This is a genomic window from Cellulomonas sp. (assembly GCF_017744555.1).
In the GTDB taxonomy this organism is placed as follows: Bacteria; Actinomycetota; Actinomycetes; order Actinomycetales; family Cellulomonadaceae; genus Cellulomonas.
The window spans coordinates 42,310-52,532 of record NZ_JAGIBD010000023.1 but is presented as its reverse complement, the minus strand read 5'-3'; the positions used below and the strand labels follow the sequence as shown (position 1 = coordinate 52,532).

The 10,223-nt window shown below is 72.4% G+C and carries 9 protein-coding genes; 6 read left to right on the top strand and 3 right to left on the bottom strand.

Annotated elements, in window-relative coordinates:
• The coding region (locus J7523_RS14745) for an NYN domain-containing protein (protein ID WP_291888101.1) at positions 1-687 on the top strand (687 nt) is incomplete at its 5' end.
• A gap of 33 nt (positions 688-720) precedes the next feature.
• Positions 721-933: a hypothetical protein gene (locus J7523_RS14740; protein ID WP_291888099.1), complete on the top strand. Its 213-nt coding sequence runs from the start codon at positions 721-723 to the stop codon at positions 931-933.
• Positions 934-939: 6 nt separating this feature from the next.
• On the opposite strand, the gene J7523_RS14735 is transcribed toward J7523_RS14740, so the two are convergent.
• A complete protein-coding gene (locus J7523_RS14735; RefSeq protein ID WP_291888097.1) occupies positions 940-2,751 on the bottom strand; it encodes an AMP-dependent synthetase/ligase in 1,812 nt (603 codons plus the stop codon).
• A gap of 228 nt (positions 2,752-2,979) precedes the next feature.
• Here J7523_RS14735 and J7523_RS14730 point away from each other — a divergent pair, with 228 nt between their 5' ends.
• Positions 2,980-3,924 carry an ROK family glucokinase gene (locus tag J7523_RS14730; RefSeq protein WP_291888095.1) on the top strand — a complete coding sequence of 315 codons (945 nt, stop codon included), beginning with the start codon at positions 2,980-2,982 and terminating at the stop codon, positions 3,922-3,924.
• Positions 3,925-3,956: 32 nt separating this feature from the next.
• Here the strand turns inward: J7523_RS14730 and J7523_RS14725 are convergent, their stop codons facing one another.
• Positions 3,957-4,559 carry a hypothetical protein gene (locus J7523_RS14725; protein WP_291888093.1) on the bottom strand — a complete coding sequence of 201 codons (603 nt, stop codon included), beginning with the start codon at positions 4,557-4,559 and terminating at the stop codon, positions 3,957-3,959.
• Positions 4,560-4,612: 53 nt separating this feature from the next.
• On the opposite strand from J7523_RS14725, the gene J7523_RS14720 reads away from it, so the two are divergent.
• From J7523_RS14720 to J7523_RS14710, 3 genes are all read left to right on the top strand, one after another.
• Positions 4,613-5,413, top strand: a complete 801-nt coding sequence (locus J7523_RS14720; RefSeq protein WP_291888091.1) for a lysophospholipid acyltransferase family protein — start codon at positions 4,613-4,615, stop codon at positions 5,411-5,413.
• A 117-nt stretch (positions 5,414-5,530) separates the two neighbouring features.
• Positions 5,531-6,751 (top strand): pyrophosphate--fructose-6-phosphate 1-phosphotransferase, encoded by a 1,221-nt coding sequence (locus J7523_RS14715; RefSeq protein WP_291888089.1) that lies wholly within the window; start codon positions 5,531-5,533, stop codon positions 6,749-6,751.
• Positions 6,748-8,100, top strand: coding sequence for a class II 3-deoxy-7-phosphoheptulonate synthase (locus tag J7523_RS14710; RefSeq protein ID WP_291888087.1), 1,353 nt, complete (start codon positions 6,748-6,750; stop codon positions 8,098-8,100). Before J7523_RS14715 ends, J7523_RS14710 begins: the two co-directional genes overlap by 4 nt.
• A 63-nt stretch (positions 8,101-8,163) precedes the next feature.
• Here the strand turns inward: J7523_RS14710 and pknB are convergent, their stop codons facing one another.
• Complete coding sequence (gene pknB, locus J7523_RS14705) at positions 8,164-10,179, bottom strand: Stk1 family PASTA domain-containing Ser/Thr kinase (protein WP_291888085.1); 2,016 nt, start codon at positions 10,177-10,179, stop codon at positions 8,164-8,166.
• Between the last annotated feature and the right edge of the window lie 44 nt (positions 10,180-10,223).

Below are 10,223 nucleotides of genomic sequence, written 5' to 3'. Positions count from 1 at the left end.
AGGGCGGAGCACCGGGCGGCAGCGCAGGAGCGGGCCACCGCGGCCGCCGACCGGCGCGCCGCCGACGCGGAGCGGACCGCCGCGCGCGCCGAGCTGCGGTCCGCCCGCAAGCTCGCCGACGCACGCGTCCGGCTCCTGCTGGACACCATCGTCGACGCCGCGAGCGGGCTGCGTGCCGAGCTCGCGCTGCCGCCCGCGGCCGAGCTCCCCGCGGATCTCGTGGCGCCGGCGGCGGAGGGCACGGCGCGTCGGCCGGGCTCGCGTGGCCGCTCGGTCGACGACCCCGCACTGCTCGACGAGCTGCTCCGGCAGCCGAGGGCCCACCTGCTCGTCGACGGCTACAACGTGTCGAAGTCCGGGTTCGGCGAGCTCACGCTCGTCGAGCAGCGCCACCGGCTGGTCGACGGGCTGGGCCGGGTGGCCGCGAGGAGCGGTGCGGAGGTCACGTGCTGCTTCGACGGCCAGGACGCGGCACAGGCACCGGGAAGTCTCGCCCGGGGCGTGCGCGTGCTGTTCTCGGCGGGGGAGATCGCCGATGACCTCATCCGGCGGCTCGTGCACGCCGAGCCGCGTGGGCGGGTGCTCGTCGTGGTGACGAGCGACCAGGAGGTCGCGCGCGACGTCGAGGCGGACGGCGCGTGGGTCGTGCCGTCGTCCACACTCGTCGCGAGGCTGCAGCAGCTCTGAGCTCTGTCGGAGGTCGTCGCTACGGTCCGGCACATGATGATCGACTGCGACGGCTGCTCCGCCCGCGGGGCCGCCTGCACGGACTGCGTGGTGACGTTCCTGACGGTCACGGTGCGGCCCGGGGCTGCCCCGGCGCCGCGACCGCTGGCCGGGGTCGTGGAGCTCGACCGGGCCGAGCAGCACGCCCTGGGCGTGCTCGCGGCGCAGGGGCTGGTGCCGCCCCTGCGCCTCGAGCCGGCCGGGTAGGTGCGCTCAGTCGCGGTCGGACGTGTCGTACAGCGCCTCGACGTCCGCGGCGAAGTCCTTGAGCACCTCGCGACGACGCACGCTGAGCTTGGGGGTGAGGTAGCCGTCCGCGATCGTCAGGTCGCGGTCGAGGATGCGGTACTTGCGGATCGACTCCGCCCGGGAGACGGCACGGTTGGTCTTCTCCACGGCCTTGTCGAGGGACGCGAGGACGTCGGGGTCCTTGGCCGCCTCCTCGATCGACATGGCCGGCTTGCCGTGCGCGGTGAGCCAGCCGGGGACGCCCTCGGGGTCGAGCGTGATGAGCGCGCCGATGAACGGCTTCTGGTCGCCGACGACCACGACCTGGCTGATGAGCGGGTGGGCCCGGAGGCGGTCCTCGAGCACCGCGGGCGCGACGTTCTTGCCGCCGGCGGTGACGATGATCTCCTTCTTGCGGCCGGTGATCCGGACGTAGCCGTCCTCGTCGATCGAGCCGAGGTCGCCCGAGCGGAACCAGCCGTCCTGGAGCGACTCCTGCGTGGCGTTCTCGTTGGCGTGGTAGCCCTGGAACACCTGGATGCCCTTGATCTCGATCTCGCCGTCCGCCGCGATCCGCACGGAGGTGCCGGGCAGCGGCAGGCCGACGGTGCCGATCTTCGTCTTCTCCGGGCGGTTGACCGTGGCGGGCGCCGTCGTCTCGGTCAGGCCGTATCCCTCGAGCACGTGGAGGCCGAGCCCGCGGTAGAAGTGGCCGAGCCGCTCGCCGAGCGGGGCACCGCCCGAGATCGCCCACGTGGCCTGCCCGCCCAGCGCCGCCCGCAGCTTGTGCAGCACGAGCACGTCGGCGACCTTGTGCTGCAGACGCAGCCAGGGGCTCGGTCCCCGCGGGGTGTCGAGGGCCCGGGAGTAGACGATCGACGTCTTCGCGGCGCGCTGGAAGATCGCGCCCTTGCCGCTCGCGGCGGCCTTCTGCTCGGCCGAGTTGTAGACCTTCTCGAACACGCGCGGCACGGACAGGATGAACGTCGGCCGGAACGAGCCGAGGTCCTCGACGAGCGTCTTGGTGTCGGGCGTGTGCCCGAGCACCGCACCCGCCGGGACGCAGAGCACCTCGATGAAGCGGGCGAACACGTGCGCCAGCGGCATGAACAGCAGCGTCCGGGCGCCGTCGCCCGCGACGACCTCCGCAAGCCCCGCCACGGTGTTCACGGTGAGCTCGGCGAAGTTGCCGTGCGTGAGCTCGACGCCCTTCGGCCGGCCGGTCGTGCCCGACGTGTAGATGATCGTCGCGACGTCGGCGAGCACCGCGAGACCGCGGCGTCGCGCGATCTCCGCGTCGTCCACGCCCGCGCCCGCGGCGACGAGCGTGTCGATCGCGCCCTCGTCGATGACGAGGACCTCGCGCACGTCGGGGGCGTCCGCGCGGACCTCCTCGACGACGGCCGCGTGGGTCGACGTCTCGACCACCAGCAGCGAGACGGCGGCGTCGGTGAGGATCCACGACACCTGCTCGGCGGACGACGTCTCGTACAGGGGCACGGGGACCGCGCCGACGGCCCACACCGCCCAGTCCAGCAGCGTCCACTCGTAGCGCGTGCGGGACATGATCCCGACGCGGTCGCCCGGCTCGACGCCCCGTGCCACGAGGCCCTTCGCCACGGCCACGATCTCCGCGTCGAGCTCGCGTGCGGTGAGCGGGATCCAGGGCCCGCCCTGCTCGGTCTTGTGCTCGACGACGACGCGGTCAGGTGTCCCCTGCACCCGCTGCGCGAGCAGGTCGTTGAGGTTGCTCGACGGGTCGACCTCGACGAGCAGGGGGCTGTGGAACTCGTCCATTCTGGCTCCAGTGACAGGTGGCGAAGTGTGACGAGGATACGGGACGTTCGGCCCGGCCAGAGCGTTGCGCGGCGTGGTACCTGAAACCGCGCGTCGCAGGAGCTCGCGCGCAGCGGGCCAGGTGGGCGATGGACACGTGCACGAGCACCGTTCGCGGGCCGATAGCGTGGTCCGCGGCGACCGCATGACGGCGGTGCCGGCACACGACGCGTAGGAGCACACACGGACATGCATGCCATCGGTGTGGACATCGGCGGGACGAAGATCGCGGCCGGGGTGGTCGACGAGCAGGGCACGATCCTGGCACAGACGCGTCGCGACACGTCGCCCGACGACGCGTCCGGCATCGACCGTGCCATCGCCGACGTCTATGCCGAGCTGAGCGCGTCGTACGAGGTCAACGCGATCGGTCTCGCCGCTGCGGGCTTCGTGTCCGCCGACCGCTCCCAGGTGCTGTTCGCGCCGAACATCGCGTGGCGCGACTACCCGCTGCGCGACAACGTGGCGGCGCTCATCGGCAAGGGCGTGACGATCGTCGTCGAGAACGACGCGAACGCGGCCGGCTGGGCGGAGTTCCGCTTCGGTGCCGCGCGCGACGTCGACGACATGCTCCTGCTCACCGTCGGCACGGGCCTCGGCGGCGCGATCGTCACGAACGGCGAGCTCGTCCGTGGCGCGTGGGGTGTCGCGGCCGAGATCGGGCACATGCGCGTCGTCCCGGGTGGCCACTACTGCGGCTGCGGCCACGAGGGCTGCTGGGAGCAGTACGCGTCGGGCAGCGCCCTGGTGCGCGACGCCCAGGCGGCCGCGATCGCCGCCCCCGACCGCGCCGCGCGCCTGCTCGAGCTCGCCGGCGGCGACCCCGAGAAGATCGTCGGCCCGCAGGTCACCAAGGCCGCGGTCGAGGGCGACCCGCTCGCGATCGACCTGCTCGCCGAGCTGGGCCGCTGGGTGGGCGAGGGGGCCGCGTCGGCGACCGCGCTCCTGGACCCGGCGCTCATCGTGATCGGCGGCGGCGTGGCCGCGGCCGGCGACCTGCTGCTGGCCCCCGCTCGCAAGGCGTTCGACGAGCAGCTGTCGGGTCGCGGTCACCGGCCGGAGGCCGAGATCGTCACGGCATCGATGGGCAACGACGCGGGCATGGTGGGCGCGGCCGACCTCGCCCGCCTCTGAGCCGCTCCGACGCGAGGCGGGCGCTGGACGACCTAGACGACGGCGCCGGAGTCGTGGTCGTCGGGGTCGCGCCGGTGCGGCATGCGCCACACGAGCACGCCGACGCCGAGCACGAACACGACGGCCGCAGCCTGCACGAGCGCCTGCGGTGCGGACCGCCAGGCGACCACGACGACGAGCAGGAAGATCGGCATGCCGGCGGCGGCGAGCCACGCCATGGTGAGCAGCGGGTCGCCGCCCAGCACCGGACCGGGGTCGGGCGGCACGAAGTGCTCCTCGGCGTCGACCGCTGCCTCGGCCCCGTCGTACTGCGACGTGCCGTCCCAGTCGCGGCCGGTCATGTCGTCGTCCTGAGCCGGACGGATGACACGAGGCTCGGCGACCCACGGTGCGACGGGGAACGAGAGCGACGGCTTCCCGGTGTCGACAGGTGGGGCGTCCTCGGTGGTCGCGTCGGTGTCGTCGTCCTCGGCCCCGTCGTAGTCGGCGAGGTCACCGAGCTGTGCGACGATCGCGGCCCACTGCTCGTCGTCGTCGCCGCGACCGCCTCGTGCAGGGCCGTCCGACGCCGGGTCGGGCGCTCCGGCGTCCGGCGGCGGAGCGGCGTCGTCGGGCTCGTCGGGGCGTGCGGCCATGGGAGCACTCTAGAGTCGGACGAGGCGTGTGGGTCGGGTGGAGAGGTGAGCTCTTGTTCTACTGGTTGATGAAGCGGGTGTTCGTGGGCCCGTTCCTGCACCTCATCTACCGTCCGTGGGTGCGGGGGGCCGAGAACGTGCCCTCGGAGGGTGGGGCGATCCTCGCGAGCAACCACCTCGCCGTGATCGACTCGTTCTTCCTGCCCCTCGTGCTCGACCGCGAGATCGTCTTCATCGGCAAGCAGGAGTACTTCACCGGCCGCGGGCTCAAAGGCCGGGTCACTGCGGGATTCATGCGCGGCGTCGGGACGATCCCCGTAGACCGTGGCGGCGGCAAGGCGAGCGAGGCCGCGCTCAACACCGGCCTGCGTCGGCTCGCCGAGGGTGACCTGTTCGGCATCTACCCCGAGGGCACGCGCAGTCCCGACGGACGCCTGTACCGCGGCAAGACGGGCGTCGCGCGGCTGGCCCTCGAGTCCGGCGCCCCGGTGATCCCCGTCGCCATGGTCGGGACGGACGTCGCGCAGCCGCTCGGTCGCAAGATCCCCAAGGTCATGCGCATCGGCGTCGTGATCGGTGAGCCGCTCGACTTCAGCCGCTACCAGGGGATGGAGAACGACCGCTTCATCCTGCGCTCGGTGAGCGACGAGATCATGTACGCGATCATGAGCCTGTCCGGCCAGGAGTACGTCGACGTGTACGCCGCGACGCAGAAGGCCCGTATCGCCACAGGTCACCCCGCGGTCGCGGGGTCGTCGGCCGACCACCTGCCCGCCGCCCCCGGCGGACGCCCGGCGCCGGACGTCCAGGTGCCGGTACCGCCGCAGGACGACGCTCCCACGTCAGTAGGATGACGCCGTCGGCGTGAGCCGATCAGCGCGCCGTCGGGCCTCGTCGAGAGGACCTGGTGAGGTCGCGCGTCCTGGACGGGCGCCAGCGCCCGCCGTGAAGATCAACGAGAGGTGTGTCTCATGTCGGTTCGTCGCGTCGCCCTCCTGACCGCGGGTGGCTTCGCTCCGTGCCTGTCGTCGGCCGTCGGTGGGCTCATCGAGCGCTACACCGAGATCGCTCCCGACATCGAGATCATCGCCTACGAGCACGGCTACTACGGCCTCCTGCGCGGCGACAAGATCGTCATCGACGCCGAGACGCGCGCCAAGGCCGGCATCCTGCACCGGTTCGGCGGCTCGCCCATCGGCAACTCGCGCGTCAAGCTCACGAACGCGGCCGACTGCGTCAAGCGCGGGCTGGTCCAGGAGGGTCAGGACCCGCTGCAGGTCGCGGCCGAGCAGCTCAAGGCCGACGGCGTCGACGTCCTGCACACGATCGGCGGCGACGACACCAACACCACGGCCGCCGACCTGGCCGCCTACCTCGCGGAGAACGACTACGGCCTGACCGTCGTCGGGCTGCCCAAGACGATCGACAACGACGTGGTGCCGATCCGCCAGTCGCTCGGCGCATGGACCGCGGCCGAGGAGGCCGCCGGCTTCGCGGCGAACATCATCGGCGAGCACCGCTCGGGCCCCCGCATGCTCATCGTGCACGAGGTCATGGGCCGGCACTGCGGCTGGCTGACCGCCGCGGCCGCCGTCGAGTACCGCAAGTGGCTCGACCAGCAGGAGTGGGTGCCGGGGATCGGCCTGTCGCGCGAGCGCTGGGACATCCACGCGGTCTTCGTGCCGGAGCTCGCGCTGGACATCGACGCCGAGGCCGAGCGCCTCAAGAAGGTCATGGACGAGCAGGGCAACGTCAACATCTTCCTGTCGGAGGGTGCGGGCATGCACGAGATCGTCGAGCAGCTCGAGGCCGCCGGCACGCCCGTGGAGCGTGACCCGTTCGGTCACGTCAAGCTCGACACCGTGAACCCCGGCCAGTGGTTCGCCAAGCAGTTCTCGAAGAAGCTCGGCGCCGAGAAGACCATGGTCCAGAAGTCCGGCTACTACTCGCGTGCTGCGGCGGCGAACGCCGAGGACCTGCGCCTCATCAAGTCGATGACGGACCTCGCGGTCGAGTGCGCGCTGCGCGGCGAGTCGGGCGTCATCGGCCACGACGAGGAGCAGGGCGACGTCCTGCGCGCGATCGAGTTCCCGCGCATCGCGGGCGGCAAGGCGTTCGACGTGTCGCAGCCGTGGTTCGGCGCGCTCCTGGCGGACATCGGCCAGGAGTTGGTCCCGGCGGCGCACTCGTGAGCGTCGAGCCCGACCCGAAGGTCGTCGCGGGCCTCGACGCCTGGCGCACGCTGTCGGCCGGCCAGCAGCCCAGCTGGCCGGACGCGGCGGCGCTCGAGGCCGTCTCGAGCCGGCTCGCGTCGCTCCCGCCGCTCGTCTTCGCCGGCGAGGCGGACGCGCTGCGCACGCAGCTCGCGGCCGCGGGTCGCGGCGAGGCGTTCCTGCTGCAGGGCGGCGACTGCGCCGAGACATTCGCGGAGGCCACGGCCGACAACATCCGGAACAAGATCAAGACGATCCTCCAGATGGCGGTCGTGCTCACGTACGGCGCGAGCCTGCCCGTCATCAAGATGGGCCGGATGGCCGGGCAGTACGCGAAGCCGCGCTCGTCGGACGTCGAGACGCGCGACGGGCAGACGCTGCCGGCGTTCCGCGGGGACATCATCAACGGCTTCGACTTCACGGCCGAGGCACGCACGCCGGACCCGCAGCGGCTGCTCGAGGCGTACCACACGTCCGCGTCGACGCTGAACCTCATCCGCGCGTTCACGACGGGCGGCTTCGCGTCGCTGCTGCGCGTGCACGAGTGGAACCGGGGCTTCACGACGAACCCGTCGTACTCCCGCTACGAGGAGATCGCGGCCGAGATCGACCGCGCCATCCGGTTCATGGCCGCGTGTGGCGCGGACTTCGAGGCCCTGCGGTCGGTCGACTTCTACTCGAGCCACGAGGGGCTGCTGCTCGACTACGAGCGGCCGCTCACGCGGATCGACTCGCGCACCGGTCTGCCGTACGACTGCTCGGCCCACTTCGTGTGGATCGGGGAGCGCACCCGCCAGCTCGACGGCGCGCACGTCGACTACTTCTCGCGGGTCCAGAACCCGCTGGGCATCAAGCTGGGCCCGACGACGACGGGCGACGACGCGCTCGCGCTCATCGACAAGCTCAACCCGAGCGGCGAGCCCGGGCGGATCACGTTCATCACGCGCATGGGCGCGGGCAAGGTCCGCGACCTGCTGCCCGCGCTCGTCGAGAAGGTCACCGCCGACGGCCGGCCCGTCACCTGGGTGTGCGACCCGATGCACGGCAACGGCATCACGTCGGCGTCGGGGTACAAGACGCGCCGGTTCTCGGACGTCATGGACGAGGTCGCCGGCTTCTTCGAGGTGCACCGCGCGCTCGGCACAGTCCCCGGTGGCCTGCACATCGAGCTCACGGGCGACGACGTGACCGAGGTCCTCGGCGGGTCCGAGGAGATCGACGACGAGGGGCTCGCGCGGCGGTACGAGACGCTCGTCGACCCGCGCCTCAACCACCAGCAGTCGCTCGAGATGGCGTTCCAGGTCGTGGAGCTGCTCCGCAAGGCGTGACCTGGGTTGGACGAGACGAGGGGCCGGGCCGCACATCGCGACCCGGCCCCTCGTGCGTCGGTGTCAGAACACGTTGAGCGTGATGGTGCTGCCCCGCGGGGCCGTCTTGCCCTCACCGCCGGCAGGGTTCTGGGAGTAGACCAGGTTCAGCGGCGAGATCCCCTGCGGGTGCTGCACCTTGACGACGAACCCGGCGTCCTCGAGCGCCTTCTGCGCGGTCTTGACGTTCTGCCCGTACGTGTTCGGCAGCGGGATCGGCTCGGGGCCCTTCGACACGACCACGTTGACGGTGTCGCCGCGATGGCCCGGCGTCCCCGACGGCGGGTCCTGCGAGATGATCCTGCCGGCCGCGACGGTGTCGTGGAACGCCTCCGTCGCGACGAGCTTCATGTTGTCGGTCGCCAGCGACGCGGTCGCCTGCTCGACGGTGTCGCCCACGACCGACGTGATGGCCGCCGGCGCCGGTCCCTTGGAGACGACGAGCGTCACCTCGGTGCCGCGGGTCGACTGGGTGTTCGGCGCGGCCGGTGTGCCGTCCGGAAGCGTGGCGCTCAGGACCTGGCCGTTGGGCGCGGCGTCGTCGTACTTCGGCTCGTCGTAGCGGGGGACCAGGCCGACCGTCGTGAGGGCGTTCGCGGCGTCCTTCTGCAGAACGCCCACCACGCCGTCGGGCACCTGCACGTAGTCGGGCCCCTTGGACACGGTGAAGACGACGACCGTGCCCTTGCGGATGCGCGAGCCCACCTCGGGGTCGGACGCGAACACGGTGTCGACCGCCGCGGTGTCGTCGAAGTCGCGTGTCGCGTGGGGGCGCAGACCGGCGTGCTCGAGCGCGGCGGTGACGGTCGCCTCGTCGCTGCCGAGCACCTGCGGCACCGTCGTGTACGCACCGGGTCCGGCCTGCACGTACCACCACGCGCCGGCGCCCACGAGCACAGCCAGGACGGCGAGGACCACCCACCACCGGGTGCGACGGGCGCGCCGGGTCGGGGCGGACGTCTCGGTCGGCTGTTCCGACGGCGGCACGCCGAGACCGATCGGCAGCGCCACCGTGGCGCCGTGGCCGGACGACGCGTCGAGCCTCGTGGTCTCCTGGCCGTCCTCGCCGTCGGGCGACCCGGTGGCGTCGTCGTCGAGCTCGTCGAGCTCGGTCTCGTCGGGGTCGGTGGCGAGGGGGAGCACGATCGACGGTGTGACGTCGGCCCGGCGGGCGAGCGTCTCGGGGTCGAGCGCGGCTCGGGTCCGGCGCAGCAGGCCGAGCGCGGCGGCGGCGTCGACGGGCCGGTCCTCGGGGGACCGGGCGGCGAGCGCCTGCACGAGCTCGTCGACCTCGGACGGGAGCCACGTGAGCTCGTCGCCGGGCGCGGGGACGTCGGAGTTGACGTGCTGGAACGCGACCTGGATGGGGGTCTCGCCGGTGAAGGGCTGCCGCCCGGTGAGCATCTCGAACAGCAGGATGCCGCACGCGTAGACGTCGGTGCGCGCGTCGCTGGCACCGCGGACGACGAGCTCGGGCGCGAGGTACGCGACCGTCCCGAGCACCGTGCCGGTGGTGGTGGAGGTGACCTCGGTGACCGCGCGGGCCAGCCCGAAGTCGGCCAGCTTGACGCGGCCGTCCGTGGCCAGCAGCACGTTCTCGGGCTTGATGTCGCGGTGCACCAGGCCGGCGCGGTGGGCCGCGGCGAGCGCGTCGAGCACGCTCTCGCCGATCCGCAGCGCCTCCTCGACCGTGAGGGCACCGCGTTCGCCGAGCCGTCGACGCAGGTTGGAGCCGTCGACGTACTCCATGGTCAGGTAGCTGGTCTCACCGTCCACGCCCTGGTCGTAGACGCCGACCAGCCCGGGGTGCGTCAGGCGTGCCGCCGCGCGGGCCTCCCGGCGGAACCGCGCGACGAAGTCCGTCCCGCTGGCCCCCTCGGCGAGGTGCGGGTGCATGACCTTGAGCGCGACGTCGCGATCGAGCCGGCGGTCGACGGCCAGGTAGACGGTCGCCATGCCGCCGCGGGCGATGCGGGAGACGACCTCGTACCGCCCGTCGACCAGGCGGCCCACGAGCGGATCGGTGACGGTGGCTCCCACGCGCAGGAGTCTACGGTCGGCGGTGCCCGGTTCGTCGGAGCCGG

What these genes read in the sequence shown, in the direction of transcription:
- J7523_RS14740 (WP_291888099.1), top strand. Translation starts at nt 721, where the DNA reads ATGATGATCGACTGCGACGGCTGCTCCGCCCGCGGGGCCGCCTGCACG.
- J7523_RS14735 (WP_291888097.1), bottom strand. Translation starts at nt 2,751, where the DNA reads ATGGACGAGTTCCACAGCCCCCTGCTCGTCGAGGTCGACCCGTCGAGC.
- J7523_RS14730 (WP_291888095.1), top strand. Translation starts at nt 2,980, where the DNA reads ATGCATGCCATCGGTGTGGACATCGGCGGGACGAAGATCGCGGCCGGG.
- J7523_RS14725 (WP_291888093.1), bottom strand. Translation starts at nt 4,559, where the DNA reads ATGGCCGCACGCCCCGACGAGCCCGACGACGCCGCTCCGCCGCCGGAC.
- J7523_RS14715 (WP_291888089.1), top strand. Translation starts at nt 5,531, where the DNA reads ATGTCGGTTCGTCGCGTCGCCCTCCTGACCGCGGGTGGCTTCGCTCCG.